At 56.0% G+C, this 20,660-nt stretch carries 20 protein-coding genes; 15 read left to right on the top strand and 5 right to left on the bottom strand.

The window, feature by feature from the left end; all coding sequences use genetic code 11:
* Positions 1-7: 7 nt before the first annotated feature.
* Positions 8-1,114 carry a class II aldolase/adducin family protein gene (locus Q0X23_RS00270; protein ID WP_297858426.1) on the bottom strand — a complete coding sequence of 369 codons (1,107 nt, stop codon included), beginning with the start codon at positions 1,112-1,114 and terminating at the stop codon, positions 8-10.
* 114 nt (positions 1,115-1,228) lie between these two features.
* Between Q0X23_RS00270 and Q0X23_RS00265 the strand changes: the two genes are divergently transcribed.
* The gene (locus Q0X23_RS00265) at positions 1,229-2,302 is read left to right on the top strand and encodes a glucose-1-phosphate thymidylyltransferase (protein WP_297858425.1); all 1,074 of its coding nucleotides are present in this window, start codon (positions 1,229-1,231) and stop codon (positions 2,300-2,302) included.
* Between the two features lie 183 nt (positions 2,303-2,485).
* Here Q0X23_RS00265 and Q0X23_RS00260 read toward each other — a convergent pair whose 3' ends face one another.
* Positions 2,486-3,310, bottom strand: a complete 825-nt coding sequence (locus tag Q0X23_RS00260; protein ID WP_297858424.1) for a glycosyltransferase family 2 protein — start codon at positions 3,308-3,310, stop codon at positions 2,486-2,488.
* Positions 3,311-3,371: 61 nt separating this feature from the next.
* On the opposite strand from Q0X23_RS00260, the gene Q0X23_RS00255 reads away from it, so the two are divergent.
* The 3 genes from Q0X23_RS00255 to Q0X23_RS00245 are packed head-to-tail and all read left to right on the top strand — an operon-like array spanning position 3,372 to position 5,709.
* Positions 3,372-3,905 (top strand): dTDP-4-dehydrorhamnose 3,5-epimerase family protein, encoded by a 534-nt coding sequence (locus tag Q0X23_RS00255; protein WP_297858423.1) that lies wholly within the window; start codon positions 3,372-3,374, stop codon positions 3,903-3,905.
* A gap of 18 nt (positions 3,906-3,923) precedes the next feature.
* Positions 3,924-4,937, top strand: coding sequence for a dTDP-glucose 4,6-dehydratase (rfbB, locus tag Q0X23_RS00250; RefSeq protein WP_297858422.1), 1,014 nt, complete (start codon positions 3,924-3,926; stop codon positions 4,935-4,937).
* 7 nt (positions 4,938-4,944) lie between these two features.
* Positions 4,945-5,709 carry an NAD(P)-dependent oxidoreductase gene (locus tag Q0X23_RS00245; RefSeq protein WP_297858421.1) on the top strand — a complete coding sequence of 255 codons (765 nt, stop codon included), beginning with the start codon at positions 4,945-4,947 and terminating at the stop codon, positions 5,707-5,709.
* 61 nt (positions 5,710-5,770) lie between these two features.
* Here the strand turns inward: Q0X23_RS00245 and Q0X23_RS00240 are convergent, their stop codons facing one another.
* Positions 5,771-7,021, bottom strand: a complete 1,251-nt coding sequence (locus Q0X23_RS00240; RefSeq protein ID WP_297858420.1) for a sugar transferase — start codon at positions 7,019-7,021, stop codon at positions 5,771-5,773.
* 135 nt (positions 7,022-7,156) lie between these two features.
* On the opposite strand from Q0X23_RS00240, the gene Q0X23_RS00235 reads away from it, so the two are divergent.
* The 10 genes from Q0X23_RS00235 to Q0X23_RS00185 all read left to right on the top strand — a co-directional run bounded on the left by Q0X23_RS00235 (position 7,157) and on the right by Q0X23_RS00185 (position 17,828).
* Positions 7,157-7,423, top strand: coding sequence for a hypothetical protein (locus Q0X23_RS00235; protein ID WP_297858419.1), 267 nt, complete (start codon positions 7,157-7,159; stop codon positions 7,421-7,423).
* 7 nt (positions 7,424-7,430) lie between these two features.
* Complete coding sequence (locus Q0X23_RS00230) at positions 7,431-8,207, top strand: NAD(P)-dependent oxidoreductase (RefSeq protein ID WP_297858418.1); 777 nt, start codon at positions 7,431-7,433, stop codon at positions 8,205-8,207.
* A 128-nt stretch (positions 8,208-8,335) separates the two neighbouring features.
* Positions 8,336-9,610, top strand: a complete 1,275-nt coding sequence (locus Q0X23_RS00225) for an oligosaccharide flippase family protein (RefSeq protein ID WP_297858417.1) — start codon at positions 8,336-8,338, stop codon at positions 9,608-9,610.
* Positions 9,597-10,871, top strand: a complete 1,275-nt coding sequence (locus Q0X23_RS00220; protein ID WP_297858416.1) for an O-antigen ligase — start codon at positions 9,597-9,599, stop codon at positions 10,869-10,871. The genes Q0X23_RS00225 and Q0X23_RS00220 overlap by 14 nt, the downstream gene beginning before the upstream one ends.
* Positions 10,786-11,748, top strand: coding sequence for a glycosyltransferase family 2 protein (locus tag Q0X23_RS00215; RefSeq protein ID WP_308446066.1), 963 nt, complete (start codon positions 10,786-10,788; stop codon positions 11,746-11,748). Before Q0X23_RS00220 ends, Q0X23_RS00215 begins: the two co-directional genes overlap by 86 nt.
* Complete coding sequence (locus tag Q0X23_RS00210; protein WP_297858414.1) at positions 11,745-12,848, top strand: glycosyltransferase; 1,104 nt, start codon at positions 11,745-11,747, stop codon at positions 12,846-12,848. The genes Q0X23_RS00215 and Q0X23_RS00210 overlap by 4 nt, the downstream gene beginning before the upstream one ends.
* 56 nt (positions 12,849-12,904) lie before the next feature.
* Positions 12,905-14,008, top strand: a complete 1,104-nt coding sequence (locus Q0X23_RS16115; RefSeq protein ID WP_374707433.1) for a glycosyltransferase family 4 protein — start codon at positions 12,905-12,907, stop codon at positions 14,006-14,008.
* 7 nt (positions 14,009-14,015) lie between these two features.
* Positions 14,016-15,281 (top strand): exopolysaccharide biosynthesis polyprenyl glycosylphosphotransferase, encoded by a 1,266-nt coding sequence (locus tag Q0X23_RS00195; protein ID WP_297858413.1) that lies wholly within the window; start codon positions 14,016-14,018, stop codon positions 15,279-15,281.
* Positions 15,282-15,297: 16 nt separating this feature from the next.
* Positions 15,298-16,905: an O-antigen ligase gene (locus Q0X23_RS00190; protein WP_297858412.1), complete on the top strand. Its 1,608-nt coding sequence runs from the start codon at positions 15,298-15,300 to the stop codon at positions 16,903-16,905.
* A gap of 2 nt (positions 16,906-16,907) precedes the next feature.
* Positions 16,908-17,828, top strand: a complete 921-nt coding sequence (locus tag Q0X23_RS00185) for a Wzz/FepE/Etk N-terminal domain-containing protein (RefSeq protein ID WP_297861132.1) — start codon at positions 16,908-16,910, stop codon at positions 17,826-17,828.
* Between the two features lie 113 nt (positions 17,829-17,941).
* Here Q0X23_RS00185 and Q0X23_RS00180 read toward each other — a convergent pair whose 3' ends face one another.
* Positions 17,942-18,883: a ribose-phosphate pyrophosphokinase gene (locus Q0X23_RS00180; protein ID WP_297858411.1), complete on the bottom strand. Its 942-nt coding sequence runs from the start codon at positions 18,881-18,883 to the stop codon at positions 17,942-17,944.
* Positions 18,884-18,960: 77 nt separating this feature from the next.
* Positions 18,961-20,100, bottom strand: coding sequence for a Xaa-Pro peptidase family protein (locus Q0X23_RS00175; RefSeq protein WP_297858410.1), 1,140 nt, complete (start codon positions 20,098-20,100; stop codon positions 18,961-18,963).
* A 144-nt stretch (positions 20,101-20,244) separates the two neighbouring features.
* Between Q0X23_RS00175 and Q0X23_RS00170 the strand changes: the two genes are divergently transcribed.
* Positions 20,245-20,640, top strand: coding sequence for an iron-sulfur cluster assembly accessory protein (locus Q0X23_RS00170; protein WP_119342095.1), 396 nt, complete (start codon positions 20,245-20,247; stop codon positions 20,638-20,640).
* Positions 20,641-20,660: the final 20 nt, after the last annotated feature.

Below are 20,660 nucleotides of genomic sequence, written 5' to 3'. Positions count from 1 at the left end.
GCACCTTTCAGGTCATGGGCACCTGGCGCAGAAGCCGGCCTTCGATGCGCTCCAGGATGTCCTCGAGGCTGTGGCCGGTGATGGTCAGACCGTGGTTCTTGAGCCCCACCACCGCCCGGCTGGGGTCGGGAGCCTCGCGCACCTTTTCGGCCACCGCGCTGGCTAACTCGTAGGTGCCGCAAGGGTAGTTGAACTGGGTCGAGCTGATGTTTTCCATCCAGGCGTGCACGTGGATGATGGCCCCGACCTGGGGGTGTTCGCGGTAGATCATCCAGTGTTCGATGGCGTCCACGCTGACCCGGCGCGGCTCTACCCCCGGCGGAACCGAGAGGCGCATGGCGTTTTGTTCTACGTCGTAGTCGGTGACCATCAGGATGTCCCGCCCCACCTCGCGCAGGTTGGCCTTGTCCACCCCGCTGGCCGACATCCAGAAGCGCTTTTCATCCTTGCGCACCGACAGGTTGCCATACGAAAGCCCCCCAATGCCGTACAGCCGCTTGACGTGGCGGAAGTCTTCGGGGGGCAGGATTTCCTCGATGGGAAAAGCCGCCGGGAGCAGATCCCATTCGGCCAGCTTGCGGCCCGCCGCGCTCAGGCTTTGGGTGAGGGCATCGCCCTGCCAGAGCTCGGGCTCGAGGCCCGGTTCAAAGCGGTTGTTCACCACCAGCACCGAGGAGGCAATGGGGTGGATGCGCTCGGCTACCCGCTCCACAAAGCGGGGGCCTTCGGGCTCGTGGTACCGGCCAAGCTCCAGGGTCAGGAAGTGGGCCCCCTGGCCGGGCACGTAGACCACCAGCATGTTGGACAGGGCCCGCACCAGGTAGCTATAAAGCCCGCCGATGGGGTCTGGGGGCATCTGGGGTAGCTCCAGAAACGAGACCACCATGGTGGCCTGGGCCTTGCGCCGGTAGGGGGTGGGCTTGTCGGCCTGGATGAAATTAAGCACCGCCCGCGGCGCCTCGGCGCCCGGTTCGTGTCGGTAGCCCCGGGTCTGCATCACCTGGGGAAGCTGATCGGCCAGAGCCTTGAGCCCTTCGGTCGGCTGGCCCACAACGACAAAACTGGGCGGGGTCTGCTCGAGGAAAGCGTTGGTGCTGTTGCTGGACTGAACCATGGTGTTACCCTCCAAGTTCAAAACGTTGCAAAGCGACCGTCAAAGCTTCTACGGATTGTACACCATGCGCGCTGGCCCTCCAGAACCGCCCGGGCCGGTAAACTGGACACGGTTATGGAACTCAAGGGTCTTGTTCTTTCTGGAGGCAAAGGCACCCGGCTGCGTCCGCTTACCCACACCCGGGCCAAACAACTCATCCCCATCGCGGGCAAGCCCAACCTCTTTTACGCCCTGGAAGACCTGGTGGCTGCCGGTATCCGCGACATCGGCGTGGTTCTGAGCCCCGAAACCGGCGAGGAGGTGCGGGCGGCCCTGGGCGACGGCTCGAGCTGGGGCGTGCGAATCACCTACATCGTACAGGAGGCCCCCCTGGGCATTGCCCACGCGGTCAAGACCGCCCAGCCTTTTCTGGGCGATAGCCCCTTTGTGCTCTACCTGGGCGATAACCTGCTTTCAGGAGGCATCAAGCACCTGGTGGCCGAGTACCGCCAGACCCAGCCCGCAGCCATCGTCCTCCTGACCCCAGTGGACGACCCCCGGGCCTTCGGGGTGGCGGTCTTGGACGAGCAGGGCCGGGTGGTGCGGCTTTTGGAGAAGCCCCAGAACCCCCCCTCCAACCTGGCCCTGGTGGGGGTGTACCTCTTTAGCCCCGGCATCCACCCCGTCATTGAGGGGCTTAGGCCCTCCGGGCGGGGTGAGTACGAGATTACCGAGGCCATCCAGGGCCTGGTGGACAGCGGGCAGAAGGTGATTGCCCACCAGGTGCGGGGCTGGTGGAAGGATACCGGCAAACCCGAAGACCTCCTCGACGCCAACCGGCTGGCCCTCTCGACCCTCGTGCGCCGGATTGAGGGAGAACTCCAGGAGGCCCAGGTGGTGGGTGAGGTGGTGGTGGAAGCCGGGGCCCGCATCGTCCGTAGCACCGTGCGCGGCCCGGCCTACATTGGGGCCGGAGCCCTGGTTGAAGATGGGTTTGTGGGTCCCTACACGGCCATTGGCAAGAACGCCAGGGTGGTTTCCAGCGAGATCGAGTACTCCATCCTGATGGATGAGGCCCAGGTGTATGCGCTGCCCTACCGCCTGGACAGCAGCATTCTGGGGCAGGGGGTGGTGGTAGACGGCAAGGGGAACGCCCGTCGTCACAGCCTTCAACTGGTGCTGGGCGATCGCAGCCGGGTGCGGCTTTAGCTCGAGCCTTTACCGCACGTATCTTGGCCCCAGGCGACCTGCCTTGTTCTCCCCAAAATGACCATGTGCTATGACCCTGGACATGAAGGTTTCCAAAAGCTATTTCAAAGCTGGCCCTTCTCCATAGGGGCGCGGCGCTGGCGGGGCTTCGAACCCTGCGTGCCCGGGGCCTAATTCTGCTGGTCAGGGCAGGAAGGGCACCTCCAAACTGCCCTCCTGTAGCTTGTCCAGAATAAGCCGGTAGCCGGCCCTGCGAATGGGTTGGCCGTCGAGCCGCAACCGTAGGTGGGCCTCGAGCCAGACCGCTTTTTTGTGCAGGCTGTGCAGGGTGGGGTAGTAATCGCGGGTGTACAGCAGCCCCCCCCGGTAGCCCTCGGCCAGAAAGCGGGGGTCGCTGGGGGTGGAGCTTCCCCCCAGGTGCAGCACGCGCCTGGGCACCAGCAAGACCTGCCAGCCCTTATGGCGGGCGCGGGTACACCACTCGAGGTCTTCGTTATAGAAGAAAAAGCGTTCGTCCATACCGCCGATTTTTGCCAGCGCGCTCTTACGGGCCATGATGAGCGCGCCCGATACCCAGCTTACCGGCCTGGGCCGCTGCAGCTTCCAGTAGTTGGGTGCATAAAACAGCCCGAAGGATTGCAAATGCCCTCTTGGGGTTTGCAGGGTGGGGCCGGCCAGAGCCGCTTGGGGGTTTTCCTGGAGGGCCTTTTGCAGGGCTTCCAGGTCTCCTTTTTCCAGGTAGATGTCGCTGTTCATCTCCACCACCCAGGGGCGGGAGGTGGCCTCCAGACCGCGGTTCACGGCAAAGGCATAGCCCCGGTTGGGCAGCCTCAGTACCTTCACCGCAGGGTGGTACGTCTGAACCCAATCCGGGCTACCGTCGGTGGAAGCGGAGTCCGCCACGATCACCTCGGCTTCTGGGTAGTGTTCTTCCAGTCGCCGCAAGCACTCACCCAGAATGCCCTGGGTGTTGTGGGAGATAACAATGATGGAAAAATCTCGACTCATAGAATAAGGTGGGTTGGTTTTTTGCATGCCCAAACCGGCTTCCTATAGGATAAAAGCAGCAATGAAACTCGATGAGCAAGCCCAAGCTGCCCTAAGTTACCAGAATTATCCGGTTCCCCCTGCAATTGAGGGGGTGGTGCACCAGCCCCTGAAGAAATATCGCTCGCTCGAGGGGGCCTTTATGGAACACCTGCGCCTCACCGGTGGTCAGGTCGAGGGGCTACCAACGCCCTTCGAGGCTCGGCAAATCTCGGTCTCTTGGGCAGTCCCGGGCCGCATCAACGCCTTTCATATTCATCCCAAGCGCACCCAGGACGAGGTTTGGTGCGTGCTGGAGGGTGAGCTATTGGTCTGGCTGGTGGACGTGCGGGCCGACTCCCCCACCCAGGGCAACCGGCGCTATTTTTTGCTGACGGGCGAGGCTCCGGCACTGCTGTATATTCCCTCCGGGGTGGCGCATGGCTACCGGGCCGGCCACCGGGGGGCGTTGCTAATGTACGTCATGAACGACCAGTTCAACGCCTCTGACCCCAACGAGGGTCGCCTACCGTGGGACTTTTTTGGCGCCCATCTTTGGGCGGACGACAGAGGCTAGACCTCAAGGAGCAACGCAATGAACTTCAAACGAGTGGTGGTAACGGGTGGTGCGGGGTTCATCGGGGCCAACTACGTGCACTATGCGCTGAGCACCCACCCAGACTGGCAGATTGTAGTGCTGGATAAGCTGACTTATGCGGGAAACCTGGAAAACCTCGAGCCCGTAATGAACCGGATTGAGTTCATCCAGGGTGATATTGCCAACCCCGCCGATGCCCACAAAGCCCTGCGGGGGGCCGATGCGGTGCTCAACTTTGCCGCCGAGAGCCATGTGGATCGCAGTCTTTTGGATCCCGGCGCTTTTGTGCGCACCAACGTGGAGGGTACCCTGGTGCTGCTCGAGGCCGCCCGCCAGGAAGGGGTGAAACGCTTTTTGCAGGTCTCCACCGACGAGGTCTACGGCGACCTCCACGGCACCGACCACCACTCCCTCGAGGCCGACCCCTTCCGCCCTCGCTCGCCCTACTCGGCCTCCAAGGCCGGGGCCGAACACCTGGTTTTTGCCCACGGCATCTCGCACGGCCTGGATGTGGTGGTAACGCGGGGTTCCAACACCTACGGCCCCTACCAGTACCCCGAGAAGATTATCCCTCTGTTCATCACCAATGCACTGGAAGACAAACCCCTGCCGCTCTATGGCGATGGCTCGGCGGTGCGCGACTACATGCACGCCTACGACCACGCCTCGGGCATTGACCTGGTGCTGCACCGGGGGGTCTCGGGCCAAGCCTACAACCTCGGCGCCCGCGAGCAAATTTCTGGGGTACAGGTGGCCGATGCCATCCTGGAAATCCTCGGCAAACCGCCCACCCTCAAACGCTTTGTGGCCGACCGCCCCGGCCACGACTACCGCTACTCGGTAGACCCCTCCAAGGCCGAGGCCCTGGGCTGGGTGCGCAGGTATGCCTTCTTGGGGGAGGGTTTGCGTGAAACCGTGCAGTGGTATGTGCAGAACCGGGCCTGGTGGCAGCGGGTGCGGGCCAAAAAGGAGCACCAGAGCTTGATGCAAACCTGGTACGAGGGGCGCTGAGGACGAGATGCCAGAAGCCGAGCATAAAGAGCCAAAGGCTGGCCCCATCCTGCTGACCGGCGGAACAGGGCGACTGGGAACTGCCCTGCGGGGCCTGATGCCCGGCCTGATCGCGCCGGGCAGGGAGGAGCTGGACATCACCGACTTGTGCAGTGTCGAGCGGGCGCTAATGCGCTACCAACCCCAGGTGGTGGTACATGCGGCGGCCTACACCAATGTAGCCCGGGCCGAAACCAAGAAAGCGCTTTGCTGGAGGGTGAATGTGGAGGGTACCCGCAACCTGGTTCGGGCTGCCCTGAAGTGCAACCTACACTTTGTTCACATCTCAACCGATTATGTGTTCTGGGGAGACCGGGGCGGCTACCGGGAAGACGACCCGGTGGGGCCGGTGCGCAACTACTACGCCCTGTCCAAACTGGCCGCCGAGGAGGTGGTGCGGGTCTTGCCCCGCCACCTGGTGATCCGCACCTCATTTCGCCCCTCGCCCTGGCCCTACCCGGTGGCCTACACCGATCTTTACACCAGCCAGGACTACCTGGAGGTCATCGCCCCCCAGATTGCGCTGGCCTTGCAGAATCTGGCCAGGATACCCTACCACACCCTGCACATCGCCACCGAGCGCAAGTCGGTCTACGAGCTGGCTAAGCGCACCCGGCCGGACGTGAGACCGGCGAGCAAGCAGGAGGCAGGGGTCTCGCTGCCGGAGGACATATCGCTGGATGTGAGCCGGTGGAAGCTGCAAATGGCTCTGTTGGAAAGTATTTCAAAGTAAGCCTTTCGATGTTTTACAAGCTTGATCTATGGGCGACTGCACTTGTAAAACAGTAGGACTGTCATCGCGACCCAAAACCCCTCAAGATTACCGCCAAAGTTTTTATAATCACCAACAGGTCTAGCCAGAGTGAAAAATTTTTTACGTAATATAAATCGTAGGATAGTTTTTCCATTGCACCATCTGTGTCATCGGTATAACCATGTACGACTTGAGCCCAACCTGTAATTCCAGGTCGAACGAAGTGGCGCGTTTCGTAAAGTGGAATGGTTTGCGAATACTCCCTGACAAATTGCACCTGCTCAGGCCTTGGCCCAATCAAACTCATATCTCCCTTTACAACGTTCCATAGCTGCGGGATTTCGTCCAAGCGATACTTGCGAATAAAGCGGCCAACACGTGTAACCCTCGGATCATTTTCTGCGGCAAATTTGGGTTTCTCTAGCTCGGACTGAACATACATACTTCGAAACTTGTACATTTGGAACTCTTCGCCAAAGAGACCTACTCTGTTTTGTCTGTAAAAGATGGGACCCCTCGAGTCCAGCCGGATGGCTATAGCAACTATCGAACCCAACAATAACCAGATTGGGGCGGTAAAGATTACCACTGCTGTTTCCCAAACACGCTTCAAGCCAATGTAATCTTTTGGGCGCAGTAGCTTATCTGCCTCATCAGATAAATGGTTCAAATCCACTTTCCCGGTTAATCTTTCGAGAAATGTTATAACATCAACAACCTCTATGCCACGAGCCGAAAGTTGGCTGAGCATTTGAGGAGGTAGAAGACCGTGCTCGTCTCGCAAGTTTGCCACAACTACTTCACAATTATTGGCCTCGTTCATGGGAACGACCAAAACCTTTCTGTCCCCAAGCTTGCTAAGGATCTTTTCAACCTCGAGTGAGGCCGCACAGATTCGCATAGGCCTGCGCATTAGACGAAGGTGATAGAGAAAATTAAGCGAACCCAAAAATACAAAGAAATAAGAATAAAAGGCGCGTGAATAACCCCAGCCAGCTACATAAAAGAGAGCAGCCAGCAAGATGAAAGGAAGTATAGTTGCCAGGAGTAGGCTCAAAAGGGCATTGGTGTGAGGGTGACGACTCCACCGGTTGGACAACCACAGTGAAAACCCGCCGGCCATGGTCAGTAATAGCATCAAACCGCCATAAGAAGGGTACGTGAAAGCCTCCCAGAGCCGGGCGTGGCCAATACTTGCCAGACTGGCAAAGCTCAAGGCAAGCAATATCGCTAGTGGCGCAAGAAAGGTGAACCCTTTTGGAACTGGCAAACTAGGGGTGAGACTTCTCATAAAATCTTGGAATATGAGACTTTGTAGTAGGGGAGAAACCCCAAACCAAAGAGAAGAATATAATAAGGAGGATAAAAAGCGAAATAGTCAAAGAACGAGGCCTATAACCTTGGAGCGCGTGAACAAATTTCTGGTGTGCAGGTGGCCGACGCCATCCTGGCTGCGCTGGGAAAGCCCCCTTCGCTCAAGCAATTCGTTGCCGACCGCCCCGGCCACGACTACCGCTACTCGGTAGACCCCGCCAAGGCCGAGGCGCTGGGGTGGGTGCGTAGATATACCTTCCTGGGTGGGGGTTTGCGCGAAACCGTGCAGTGGTATGTGCAGAACCGGGCCTGGTGGCAGCGGGTGCGGGCCAAAAAGGAGCACCAGAGCTTGATGCAAACCTGGTACGAGGGGCGCTGAGGACGAGATGCCAGAAGCCGAGCATAAAGAGCCAAAGGCTGGCCCCATCCTGCTGACCGGCGGAACAGGGCGACTGGGAACTGCCCTGCGGGGCCTGATGCCCGGCCTGATCGCGCCGGGCAGGGAGGAGCTGGACATCACCGACTTGTGCAGTGTCGAGCGGGCGCTAATGCGCTACCAACCCCAGGTGGTGGTACATGCGGCGGCCTACACCAATGTAGCCCGGGCCGAAACCAAGAAAGCGCTTTGCTGGAGGGTGAATGTGGAGGGTACCCGCAACCTGGTTCGGGCTGCCCTGAAGTGCAACCTACACTTTGTTCACATCTCAACCGATTATGTGTTCTGGGGAGACCGGGGCGGCTACCGGGAAGACGACCCGGTGGGGCCGGTGCGCAACTACTACGCCCTGTCCAAACTGGCCGCCGAGGAGGTGGTGCGGGTCTTGCCCCGCCACCTGGTGATCCGCACCTCATTTCGCCCCTCGCCCTGGCCCTACCCGGTGGCCTACACCGATCTTTACACCAGCCAGGACTACCTGGAGGTCATCGCCCCCCAGATTGCGCTGGCCTTGCAGAATCTGGCCAGGATACCCTACCACACCCTGCACATCGCCACCGAGCGCAAGTCGGTCTACGAGCTGGCTAAGCGCACCCGGCCGGACGTGAGACCGGCGAGCAAGCAGGAGGCAGGGGTCTCGCTGCCGGAGGACATATCGCTGAGCCTCGAGCGTTGCGGTGAGCAGAGGCGAATGCTAAAATCGGCGCCAACGGATTGTCATGCTTGATGAGCGATAATTACTAATGCAGTACTGAGTTAAGAGGGGTTATATACTTTCTTGATGCTTCTTACCTTAAGATCCTTCCGGAGGATGCAAAGCTAAAGCATTGCAGGTTGATGAGAAGGTAACTCACCTTGACACGTTTACGTCGCTTACTAAAAGATCCGCTCGCTGCTAATGCTGTTGGACTTTATGTCCTACAGTTCACAGGTTTTATATTACCCTTAGTCACTCTACCCTATTTGGCTCGCGTTCTTGGTCCCCACGTTTTCGGGTTACTTGCCTTTTATCAAGCATTCGCACTTTGGTTTTCAGTTATTTTCGAATATGGATTTAGCTTGTCGGGAACACGAGAGGCATCAAGGTTTCGGGGTGATAAAGAGAGGCTGGGTCGGTTAGCCTCGAGTATTCTGGGCGCCAAGCTTCTTCTATTGCTCTTCTCGCTCGTACTATTAGCACCTTTTGTAGCTCTAGTTCCGACTTTACGAGAACACCTTGTCTACTTACTCTGGGCACTGATTCAGGCAATTGCTTTCGGGTTTAGCCCCTTTTGGTATTTTCAGGGTGTAGAACGCCTTGTGAAACCCGTGGCGCTAGAATTTACATTACGTTTACTCGCCACGATAGGCGTTTTTGTGCTCGTGAACAAACCTGAGGACGGATGGAAGGCGTTAGCTTTGCAAGCTACCTCTGGTTTATTTGCGACAATTCTTCCGCTGTTTTGGATATACCGCGAAGTTAGTTGGGTCAAGCTCTCATATAACTCCTCTCTCGAGCTAATCTATCAGGGATGGAATCTTTTTGTATTAAAGAGCCTACAAAGCCTTTATGGTTCTGTAAATGCTTTTATCTTAGGCCTCTTGGCGGGCCCTTTAGTAGTGGGGTACTACAGTGGTGCAGAAAAGCTTTATAAGGCAGTTTTAAGTCTAATGTCACCGATTTTACAAGCCTTATATCCAAGACTAAGCTTCTTGAGCAATCTAAACCCCCAAAAAGGGAGGAAGGTCTATAAACTAGCAATATGGAGTGTTACGCTAACTGCCTTTATCCTAGCAGGGGTAATATTCATAGTAGCCCCTACAGTAGTTAATCTCGTCTTAGGGCCCGGTTACGAGCCGGCTGTGGTCACACTGCAGACGCTCGCCATTGCAATTCCTCTTAACCTAGCTAGTACTGCAATCATTATGTTAAGGTTATTACCCGGAAAGTTGGAAGCAGGTGCAGGAAGAGTCGTTTTAATAGGAGGAATCGTAAACTTTGTTGGGGCTGTTCTCTTAGCCCCTACCTACAAACATGTTGGGATGTCTTGGGTCATCGTGATAACGGAGCTACTCATTCTAGTTGGTTTAGTTTTTTACCTTCGTCTAGTAAAAGTGTATGAGAGAGAGAGGGGCCTTGAAATACACTAGTCTCATCTACAAGGCAATAGGACTATGGGTATTTCTCTTACTGGCGGCCGATATTAAAGTTTCCATCCACCCCCAGATCCACTGGGGTGCTACTTTATCAGTCTTTATCCTCGCCTTGCCTCTATTGTTGCGACTTAAGTACTCACTGGTTACACCAATAAAGCTTTTTGCGTTGTTCATGTCAGGATTGTTGGTTGCAAGTGTTCTACTAGTAAGTTTTACGTCTGAAAACCCTTCCTACGGTTTGAGTCAGTCAGCAAAACTCAGCATTATTTTGCTGGGTGCCTTTCCTCTCTTACTAGGAAATTCCCATTTGATTAAGATTGGTATTTCCACCATACCAGTGGCTGTTTTCTCTAATCTTATCTTGCTCATTCTCGGGCTTACTGCTAGCCCAGTCTTCGCTCAGCTTATGACTGGGGATAACAGGTGGGGCACATTCTTTAACTATCCCGGCTCCCTTTGGCGTGTTGGCATTCTAGTTATTGTTCTTGCTGCATATGCCTTGTTGCAAAGGCGTCGAAGAGTATACTATGCTCTATTACTAGCCGCAGCCTTAACGCTAATTTATTTTGATAGTTCCCGTACAGGGGCCCTCCTGCTGTTTTTGGCATTTGTTTTCTCGGCATTGATCATTCTGTTTGAGCGACGGCATCGTCTTTTGGCGGGCGTCATAAGTATCGTTATTATATTAGCAATCCTAGGATTGCTTTGCTCTATCTTCTATAATAATGAGGAGCAAGTTAGACAAATACTGCCCCAACGGGTGGTACAGACTTTTGAAGCCATTCTCATGGGAAATTACGAGGAAGCCGATCATACACGCTATGAAATGTTGCAAGTAGCCCAGGGACAAATTCAGCAAAATCCGCTATGGGGTACAGGTATAGGCAATACTCGAGTTAACACCAATGAAGGTCCGATTGTAGTCCATAACGCTTATTTACAGGTATGGGCTGACTTGGGGATCATGGGTCTAATTGCCTACACTGGTCTCGTAATTGGGTGGTTTATTTGGGTCCCGAGCTTTTTTAGGCATGTGCGCCAGAGGGGTGATCCTGTAGAGCGGGGATTGTATTATAACGCGGTTTTTATACTCTTTTTTTACGCGTTCAGTGGCTTATTCCACCCACTAAGTACAGAGTGGTCTGAGTGGATCACCTTTATACTGCCCTATGCGTTATTTGCTCGAGCACTCAGCAAAGATGAGGTGGGAAATGCAAAGCCGAGCCAGCTTCTCAGTCGTAATCTCGACTTATAACCGGGTCCATCTTGTGAGCCGAGCTATAAAGTCAGTACTTAGCCAGGAGTACTCAAACCTTGAGATTATCGTGGTAGATGATGCCTCCAGCGATAATACTGCTGAGGTTATACATGAGAACTTCCCTAAAATTAGATACATTCGCCAAGAATCTAATCAGGGACCGGGGCCTGCTCGCGATCGCGGGATCCGAGAGGCGTCAAACCAGTGGGTTGTCATTTTAGATGATGACGATGAGTTGTTGCCCAACGCCTTACTTAAAGTTGAGGAATTAATGTGCTTGCAGGGCTTATTAGCAACCTCCCGTATATTCCCTGTCATACAATTTGCACATAGCAATGGTAGCATCCCGGATCAGTTCAGAATTCTTACTATAGAAGACTACCTCCTAGGCCATGTGATAGGCGATTTTGTACCAATCATAAATCGTATTCACTATATTTCCTCTGGCTTTGCATATCCCCGAGTGCGGATAGGTGGTGAGCATATACTGTGGTGGAAAATTGCCGAGCAGTATGGTATTCCCACCTGGAATACCGTGATAACAAAAGTTCATGAGGATGCCCCAATACGTTTGACCTCACCACAAAACCAAATATCCCGTGCCGCTGAGTACGCCCGACTTCAAGAAACCACGCTCGAGGAGTTTGGAATAAAACTCTTGTCCAGATATCCTAGGCTCTACTACGCCAAGCTTCTAGGAGCTGCCACATATTATTTGCTTGCCCGGAAAAAAACTGAAGCGCGAAAGTACCTCGAAAAAGCTTGGCATTTCAGGCCAAGCATCAGTGCTGGCTTGCTTTGGCTACTTAGCTACATGCCTGTATCAATCGTTCATAAGCTTTTTATGCTCTACCGGCGCAAGGGGGTCTTGTGAAGGTTTTGCATGTCATTAACTCCCTAGAGTTGGCTGGGGCTGAAACTCTGCTCACGGATCTCGCCCTTAGGCTTAGCCAGCGAAATATAGATGTTGAGATATACGTGCTGAAAGCATCGGGAAGTTCACTTGAGGAGAAGGTCAAAAGGTCGGGCGTCAGACTCTACTTTTCCTCTATTACTTCTGTATATTCACCACTCCAGATACCAGCGCTGGTGAAACACTTATTCCGCCACAAGTACGACTTGATTCACGTTCACTTGTTTCCTGCTCAACTTTGGGCTGCCTGCGCGGCTAGCTTTGCCCCCGTTCCCTTGATCACGACTGAACATAGTACTTACAACCGTAGGCGTACCGTACTTTTTCGTGTTCTAGACCGTTGGATGTATAAGCGATATAGAGCTGTGGTAACTATAAGTAAGGCTACTGCTGTAGCTTTATCTAAGTGGTTACCGGAGATCGCGAAGAGAATATGCACTATCCTTAACGGTATTGAGGTTTCCTACTTTGTTAATGCCCAAGCCGTAGATATAAAGATGCTACCTAGTTTGCAACGACCGTTATTGGTTTCAGTAGGACGTCTTGAACAGGAGAAAGATCAGGCGACCCTGCTAAAATCCCTACCCTATCTTGAAGCTGCCCATCTGTTACTCATAGGTGAAGGTCCTATGCGGGATCAGCTACAAGAACTTGCGAGCCAGCTGGCAGTTACCCATCGAGTACACTTCTTAGGTAGACGAACAGATGTACCTAACCTACTAAAGATTGCCGATGTTTACGTCCAGCCTTCACGCTGGGAGGGCTTCGGAATCGCTACCCTAGAGGCTATGGCGGCTGGAGTGCCAGTTGTGGTTAGCCGAGTGGCTGGGTTGAAGGATGTGGTGGGCGATGCAGGCCTGTTATTTGAACCAGGAAATGAGTGGGAGTTGGCAGAAAAGATTTCCGCTCTTCTAGCTAGCCAGGAAACTCGTCGGGAATACGCAGTCCGTGGACAGATAAGGGCAATGCAATTTGACATTAAGCATACTGTTGATCGATACGAAGACCTCTATCTACAAATACTCGGGAGAAGCGATGAGGCCAAGCACTTCGTTCCTTAAAAGGCCTGATAGAGTAGACCGTTGCTAATGATATAGAGTGACCGTCGTTTAAGAAAATGAAGGGACTGTTATACATAGTTACCCGTGCTGAGCGAGGCGGTGCTCAGATGCATCTCCTAGAACTCCTACGGAGTTTGCGTGACCGGTTTGAGTTGCACGTTGCTGTAGGAGAGGAGGGGTTCCTCACAGATGAATCGCGGCGTATTGGTGTGGGGGTGCATGTATTACCCAGCCTGGTGCAGCCCCTCGATCCTAAGAGGGATTTTGCGGCCATTGGAGAAGCGCAGCGGCTAATTCGATCATTGCGACCACAGCTGATCCATCTACACTCGTCCAAAGCTGGGATGGTAGGTCGGTTGGCGGCAAGATTAGAGGGGGCACCTGTAATCTTTACCGCTCATGGATGGGCTTTTACTGACGGGGTATCATGGCAGCGCAAAGCTATAGCCGTGCTCTCCGAGGGTCTGGTTGCACGGCTTGGCGGCCAAATCATCTGTGTATCCCGCTACGATCACGACCTTGCTTTGCGCTACCGCGTTGCCTCGCCCCGGCAGATGCAGGTTGTCTACAACGGTATCCCCGACCTCTCTCACCAAGCCAGCCCTGGGCGGGGGGGTATACCACGGGTGTCTATGGTGGCCCGCTTCGCCGTGCCAAAGGATCATGGCTTGCTCCTTCAGGCTCTCGCGGATCTACAGGAACAGCCTTGGGAGGTTGAGTTAATTGGAGATGGGCCTATGCAATCGCTTGCTGAAGAACAGGCGGCTCGGCTGGGTATAGGTGACCGGGTTCGTTTTTTAGGGGCACGCAAAGATGTGGCTGAGTGCTTGGCTCAAGCACACATTTTCGTGTTGGCCTCCAACTATGAGGGCTTCCCGTTGAGCATCCTCGAGGCCATGCGGGCCGGATTACCTGTGGTCGCAAGCAATGTGGGCGGGGTCGCCGAAGCTGTGATAGATGGCGAAACAGGCTTCCTGGTTCCTAGAGGAGATGTACACGCCTTGAGAAGCAGGCTTGCCCAATTAATTGAGAATCCACAGCTTCGAACGCAGATGGGGATGGCAGGGCGTGCACGCTATAAAGCCCACTTTACTCTCGAGCAGATGCTCGAGAAGACCCTAGCGGTGTACGAGAAAGTACTCAAAACGAAAGTAAGCTGAGGAGGTTATGCAGGTGTTGATGCCGTCTCCAGCTCCGAGAGCCTTCCGCTCGTTCACCGCTTCCGATTTGCTATGGCACGGGGCTGGAATCGTGGTGTGCCTGCTCGCGGGTTCATTGCTAGGCTGGTATAGCCATCGGTTCTGGATCATCGGTGCGGATTCATATGGCATGGTGGGCCTGATCGTGCTCAGTTACATTGGATCGGTCCTCTCGTCCCGCCGTGTGCTGAGCTTCGCCAAGACGGACCTCTTGACGACTGCCTTCGTCTCTATACTGTTTTGGTTTCTGTTAACCTCAGCAGTTTTGGTGCTGTCTAAATGGTACTTTTCCCGCACTTATTTGCTAGGGGCTTTCATGGTGGCGTTTCTTTGGCAAGCCCTGCAGCTGTGGCTACAGAAGCCTAATCGTTACCGCCTGGCCGTCATACCGGGCGGCTTGGCGGATGCTCTGCCAGGTTTGGACAGTATCGACTGGCAGATCTTAGACACCCCTCGCTTCGTGCAGGTTGAGGCGGTGGTGATGGATCCCTATCACACCAGCGACCCTCGGTGGCTGCGCTTCGTCGCGGAGCAGTCTTTACGAGGCATTCCCTTGCTGCATGCGGCGGCGGTGTACGAAGGGCGGACGGGGCGGGTTTCGCTCGAGCACCACTCCGAGGCCTTCCTGGAAGGCTGGCGCCTGCCTGCGCTCTATCCGCATATCAAGCGCTTGATAGATATCTGTGCTGTGCTTCTTTCGTTGCCCCTTAGCCTACCCCTAATGCTGCTGGTGGCGCTGCTGGTTCGTCTGGACTCAAAAGGCCCTGTGCTGTTTTGGCAGGAGCGTGTGGGCCAGAGGGGAACCTCGTTCAGGATGGTCAAGTTCCGCACCATGCGGGTGGATGCCGAGAAAGAGGGATCGCGTTTCGCACGAAGTGGCGATGACCGCATTACTCGCGTGGGTCGCATCTTACGAAAGTTTCGCCTGGATGAGCTACCCCTATTCTGGAACGTGCTTCGTGGGGAGATGAGCATTATCGGCCCACGACCCGAGCAGGCCGGATTCGCCGAGCAATTCAGCAAGCAAATACCCTTATACCCCTATCGGCACATCGTAAAGCCTGGCCTTACCGGTTGGACGCAGGTTCACCATGGATACGCGGCTGGCGCCGATGAAACCACCGAGAAGCTCACCTATGACCTGTACTACGTGAAACACCTTTCGTTGTGGCTAGATATGCTCATCGTGTTTAAGACCCTTAAAACGATATTCACGGGGTTCGGAGCCCGCTGAAGCGAGTTTCTGAATTATGCGTTACTGGTGGGCTCTTCCTTTCATTCTTCTGCCTGTGCAACCTGCATGGTTTGCTGTGGTTATAGCACTTTTGGGCGCTCTGGCTCTGATCTTTCGAAAAGAGCGGCTGTGGTTTGTCTTGCCCTTCACCCTCTTTGTGCTGCTCGGAGCCGGATCCCAATTACTGAGCCCGAGTCCGAGTGATATTAGACTAGAAATCCCTTCACTCCCATCAAACGCAAACGCAGACGAACAACGTCAAACCACCAACCTAATTCCACTGTACGGCCTCCATGATCTTCACGGCTGGAATCATCAGGATGGGCGAGGGCCGCGAGCGATTAGTCAGTCTGACGGATTCTACCGAGTTACACGAGTGCATCCCGTAACGGGCAGGCATTTTACAGAGATTCTTTCTGATCAGGCCTACTTATTGAGAGACGGTGAGACATATACTCAGAGCTTTTACTTTCGCCACGATGGCGATGAAATTGCTTTTGATTTCATATTCACTACCAAAAGAGGCCAGTTTGGGGTTCCTGCGGAAATAGAGACTTTTCCCAATGGCCTCAAGCGGGCATATGCTAGCTACAAAACCCAACGTGGAGATCAGGCGCTGAGGGCAATCGATATATCTAATCTGCGCGGCAATTGGACCTATATTGATATTGGCTATGCTCAGCTCGAGGTTGGTTCAACGCCCTCACCATACACCGTCAGTGAGACTGAACGAAGCGATTGGCAACGTGCGGGATGGTTGTTGGGGACGGTATTGCTTGGGGCGCTTGTCCTAGTTGGAAGCCGCTTCATATTAGAGCGCTCTGGCGGTGTTTTACCGGCTTTGGGAATCGTAGTAGGGCTTTTGATCAATCTGGGTTTGGGTTTGGCTCAAGCATACTCGACGATGGGAGAGCGCATCAACGGACTCACCGAGAACCCTAATCTCTATGGTGCGGGTGCAGTGATGGGTGCGGTTCTTGCTGGCCTTTTGGGCGGTAGATCATTGGGCTTGCTGTCAATTGTGTTTGGTTTGGGGATGGTAGCGTTGTCAAATAGTCGTGCAGCATGGTTGGGGTTATTAGGGGCAACACCGCTTTGGTTTTCTCACCTAACCCCCAGATGGAGGTATATTTCTCTGATATTAGGTGGTGTGTGTGTGGCCTTAGTATTGTACTTTGGACTACCCTCTCGTTTGGAACGCCTGGCCACAGTGACCGATCTAGGCTATGTAAACAACCAATCTCGCTTGGAAATTTGGGCGATTGCCTGGAAGGCATTTCTCAACCACGCGCTGACAGGAATTGGCATAGGGGAGTTTCAGGCCTACTACACTGAACATCGTCCCATAAATGCCCTCGAGCCAGCTGCAAGCCATGCTCACAACTTGTTCTTGCAACTCCTGGCTGAGATGGGACTACTAGGCTTGTTTGGGTTCCTCGTGCTTTGGGGTGCCGTAGTTTGGGAGGTGTGGAGATTACGTCAATGGGAAGTACTGGCTGTTATTAGTGTGGCTTTGATTATGAATCTGTTTGATTACACCTGGTTTTACGCGGGGGTCTATTACCCTCTCTGGATCGCCGTGGCCTGGGCGCTCCGACCGGCCCCTGATACAATGCGCAGGTGAATATGGAGTCCTACGCTCAGAGCGACGAACTTTCACTACGTGACCTGTACTTAGTGCTGAAGCGCCGCCGGAACCTGATTCTCGGCCTTACCTTGGGCACGGCCGTCCTGGTTTTTGCGGCAAGCCTCCTCTGGCCCAAAACCTACACCAGCCAGGTGGTGGTGAGCCTCTCGCTCTCCAACCAGTCCAGCCAGGGCTTGCTCAACAACCTGCCCTCGCTGACGGGGCTGGCCCAGGGGTTTGTGGATTTGCAACAGACCAGGCTGCTGGCCAACCAGTTGGGGGTAGATGATCCGACCCGCTACTACAAGGCCCGTTTTGATGAAAAGCGGGGGTTGCTATTCCTGACCGCCCAGGGTGGCACGGCTGCCGAGGCCGGGGAACGGGCCGAACGGATTTTGCAGGTAGCCCGTTCCTACCTCGAGCGCAACCTATTGGAAGGGGCCCAGGCCAACCTGCGGGCGGCCCTGACCCAAGCCCGGCTGGATCTACGGGCTGCTCAGGATGGGCTCAAGGGCATCCAGGCTCAGCTCAAAGTTGCCCCCGATCGGGCTGCCTCCAACGCCACCATTGCTGCAGGCCTCGAGGCCCGCGGTACCGACCCCCAAACGGCCCGCACGGTCAACCCGGCCTACACCAGCCTGAGCCTCGACGAGTCGCGGCTGCGCTCGCAGATTGCGCAGCTCGAGGCCCGCATTACCACCCTATCGGACTTCCTGAAGCAGCCCGAGGCTATCGGTCAGTTGGTTAGCCAGGCCCTGCTGGTACAGGTGCTGGTGCCCCCCGCCGAACCGCTTCGCCCCAGCTTCCCCAGGCCTTTGCTGTTCACCGTAGTGGCCGGGGTTCTGGGGCTGCTGTTCGGTGTCATGTGGGCTTTTGTGGCCGAGGCCATCCAGCCCCGAAGGGCCGAGAAGGGGGCATAGCCGACTTTGTGCCGCGGATTAAGCAGGCTCGAGATCGAAGATGCGAGCCTGTACCACAGAGCGTCAGGTGAATAGGCTCGAGATCGAAGATGCGAGCCTGTACCACTTGAAGTTTAGGTGAATAGGCTCGAGACCGACTCCCCTCGGTGAATCCGCCAGATGGCCTCGGCAAAGAGCGGCCCCACGCTCAGTTGCTTAATTTTGGGGCTGGGTCGGGCGTTGTAGGTACAGGTATTGGTGGCGGCCACCTCCACAATGGGGCCTTTTTCAATTCGATCAATGGCGGGGCCCACATACACCCCGTGGGTAAAGGCCGCGTACACCGCCTGGGCTCCATTCTGTGTGAGCGATTCGGCGGCCTGTACCAGGGTGCCTGCGGTCGAGACCTCGTCGTCTACCACCAGGGCGGTCTTGCCGCGCACATCGCCCACCAGCCCCCTCGAGGTTACCTCGGTGTCGGAGAGGCGCTGCTTGTCAATGAAGGCAATGGGCAGGGCCAGTCTGCGGGCCAACGAGCTGGCCCGCTTGATGTCGCCAGCATCGGGCGCAACCACCACGGCGTTTTCCAGCCTGTCCACCTGGGTGGCAAAGTAGTTGGCAATCACCGGCTCCGCCGACAGGTGATCTACCGGAACCTTGAAAAAGCCGTGTACCTGGGCTGAGTGGAGGGTCATGGTTAGTACCCGGTCGGCCCCCGCCGCCTGAATCAGGTCGGCCACCAGCCGGGCGGCAATAGAGATGCGGGGTGCATCTTTTTTGTCGCTGCGGGCGTAGGCGTAGTAGGGAATGACTGCCGTAACCCGCGCTGCACTGCTGCTCTTGGCCGCGTCAATCATCATTAGAAGTTCCACCAGGTGGTCTTGCACCGGTGGGGTGAGCGACTGAATGATGAAAATATCGCCCTCGCGCAGGCTCTGCTCATAGCGCACAAAAAGACAGTCGTTGGCGAAGCGCTCGGTGGTGCTTTTGCCCAGGGGAACCCCCAGGTTGTCAGCCACTTCCTGGGCCAAGGGCAGGTTGGACTGCCCGCTAAAAACCATTAGAGGTCGTTCCATAACCGCCTGAAAGCATACAACGCGAGAAGCGATGGACTGTGACCAACAACCTACCCAAACCCCGAGCCCTGTACCCTTTACAGCCGCTCCATTTCGGTCTGTATGGCAGTGGTTACCTCGGGGCCGGAGGCATGCAGGTAAACGTTAATTTCGCTGCGGATGCCAAAAGGACCCGGATAGACTCCCGGCTCGATGGTGAAGCCCAGGCCGGGAATTAGGGGGCGGGTATCGTGGGTCTCGAGGTCATCGAGGTGGGTGCCGTTGCCGTGGGTGGCGCTGAAGCCCAGATGGTGGCCGGTGCGGTGCAGAATGTGGGCCCCCAGACCAGCCTGCTCGATGACCTCTCGGGCGGCGCGGTCGAGTTCGAAGCCTTTGGGCTGACGCTTTTGGGTCTGGGCTTGGCGGCAAAACTCGAGCGCCGAATCTCGCGCTTCGCGCACCACGCTCCAGGCTTTGTGTACCTCATCCGATACCTCCCAGCCGGCCATCCAGGTCACATCGGCATAGGGGCCCTCCGGTTCCTTGCACCACAGGTCGATCAATAGGACCTGTCCCCGCTCCAATCGGCTTTCCCCCACCGTGTGGTGCGGGTTGGCGGCGTTGGGGCCGTAGGCCACCATGGGGGGGTGGTCGAAGACCAGACCTTTTGCCTCGAACACCTTGCTAATTTCGGCCTGTACCTCGAGTTCGCTAGGGGGCTGGTCGAGCCGGGCCCGCACAAAGCCCAGGGCGTGTTCCAGGGCTGCGGCGATGCCTGCGGCGGCTCGTTTGTGGGAGGCCAGGTCGGCGGGCGTCCAGGTCTGGAACTGCAAGAGGATTTCTGCCGAAGAGACCACCTCGAGGCCCATTCCCCGCAGCAGCTCCAGGGTTCCGGCATCGATGCGCGAAAGGTAGGGGATGCCGCCGCCAGGGTGATATTCCATGGCGATACGCCCCAACGGGGCAACGTGGGTTTGTAGCGCCCGGGAGAATTGCTCCCAGCTCGAGAACACCACCCACTGTCCGGGCAGGTCGGGAAAACTGGTCTTCTCGATGGCATGTACGATCAAAACGGGTTCCCCCTGAGCGGGGATCAGATACGCAAAGCGACGGCTGAGCATCCGGCCCCGCAACCCCAGGGCTTCCAGGGCCAGCACATTGCTCCCTTGAAAGCTGTAGAGCAGCCAACCGGGGATACGGGCTTCTTGCAAGGCTTGCTGGGCTTTGGCAATGTCCATGGGTACATACTACGGTGAACTGGTAACTCGCTAAGGAACTCGAGGGGCTCTGTACCTTCGACCCTGAACGTTGGGCTACCCTGGAGTGCACCTGCTTACGTTTTCGCCTGGCTGCCGTGCTAACCTTGTAAAAGGAGGTCTTTCGTGGTTCAGGAGCAAACCGTGCTTTCCATTACACCCCTGGCTGCCGAGCGGGCCAAGGAGATTCTCAATCGGTACAACAAACCCCATGCGGCCATCCGGGTGTTTATCAAATCGGGCGGTTGCAGCGGCTACCAGTACGGCATGGCTGTGGATGAGCGGGAGCTCGAGGGCGATACTTCTGTAGAGATGTACGGGGTGCGGCTGGTAGTAGATCGCATGTCCCTGCCCCTGCTGGCGGGCTCCGAGGTGGACTGGGTAGAAAATCTGATGGGCGGAGGATTTAGCGTGAATAACCCGCAGGCCACATCTTCTTGTGGTTGTGGCCATTCCTTCCGCACCGACGGCGCCAAAGCCCCCGATGGTGAGGGAAGCGGTGGCTGTTGCAGCAGCCATTAGATTGCATCTCCCCGCGGCTG

The sequence above is a fragment of the Meiothermus sp. genome, assembly GCF_026004115.1.
Lineage (GTDB): Bacteria > Deinococcota > Deinococci > Deinococcales > Thermaceae > Meiothermus.
The sequence above is the reverse complement of the archived record's forward strand: the minus strand, read 5'-3'. Positions and strand labels throughout refer to the sequence as shown.

Bases quoted from the DNA above. Each gene is read 5' to 3' on its own strand.
- Q0X23_RS00270 (WP_297858426.1), bottom strand. From the start codon at position 1,114: ATGGTTCAGTCCAGCAACAGCACCAACGCTTTCCTCGAGCAGACCCCG.
- Q0X23_RS00265 (WP_297858425.1), top strand. From the start codon at position 1,229: ATGGAACTCAAGGGTCTTGTTCTTTCTGGAGGCAAAGGCACCCGGCTG.
- Q0X23_RS00260 (WP_297858424.1), bottom strand. From the start codon at position 3,310: ATGAGTCGAGATTTTTCCATCATTGTTATCTCCCACAACACCCAGGGC.
- Q0X23_RS00255 (WP_297858423.1), top strand. From the start codon at position 3,372: ATGAAACTCGATGAGCAAGCCCAAGCTGCCCTAAGTTACCAGAATTAT.
- rfbB (WP_297858422.1), top strand. From the start codon at position 3,924: ATGAACTTCAAACGAGTGGTGGTAACGGGTGGTGCGGGGTTCATCGGG.
- Q0X23_RS00245 (WP_297858421.1), top strand. From the start codon at position 4,945: ATGCCAGAAGCCGAGCATAAAGAGCCAAAGGCTGGCCCCATCCTGCTG.
- Q0X23_RS00240 (WP_297858420.1), bottom strand. From the start codon at position 7,021: ATGAGAAGTCTCACCCCTAGTTTGCCAGTTCCAAAAGGGTTCACCTTT.
- Q0X23_RS00230 (WP_297858418.1), top strand. From the start codon at position 7,431: ATGCCAGAAGCCGAGCATAAAGAGCCAAAGGCTGGCCCCATCCTGCTG.
- Q0X23_RS00215 (WP_308446066.1), top strand. From the start codon at position 10,786: ATGCGTTATTTGCTCGAGCACTCAGCAAAGATGAGGTGGGAAATGCAA.
- Q0X23_RS16115 (WP_374707433.1), top strand. From the start codon at position 12,905: ATGAAGGGACTGTTATACATAGTTACCCGTGCTGAGCGAGGCGGTGCT.
- Q0X23_RS00195 (WP_297858413.1), top strand. From the start codon at position 14,016: ATGCAGGTGTTGATGCCGTCTCCAGCTCCGAGAGCCTTCCGCTCGTTC.
- Q0X23_RS00190 (WP_297858412.1), top strand. From the start codon at position 15,298: ATGCGTTACTGGTGGGCTCTTCCTTTCATTCTTCTGCCTGTGCAACCT.
- Q0X23_RS00185 (WP_297861132.1), top strand. From the start codon at position 16,908: ATGGAGTCCTACGCTCAGAGCGACGAACTTTCACTACGTGACCTGTAC.
- Q0X23_RS00180 (WP_297858411.1), bottom strand. From the start codon at position 18,883: ATGGAACGACCTCTAATGGTTTTTAGCGGGCAGTCCAACCTGCCCTTG.
- Q0X23_RS00175 (WP_297858410.1), bottom strand. From the start codon at position 20,100: ATGGACATTGCCAAAGCCCAGCAAGCCTTGCAAGAAGCCCGTATCCCC.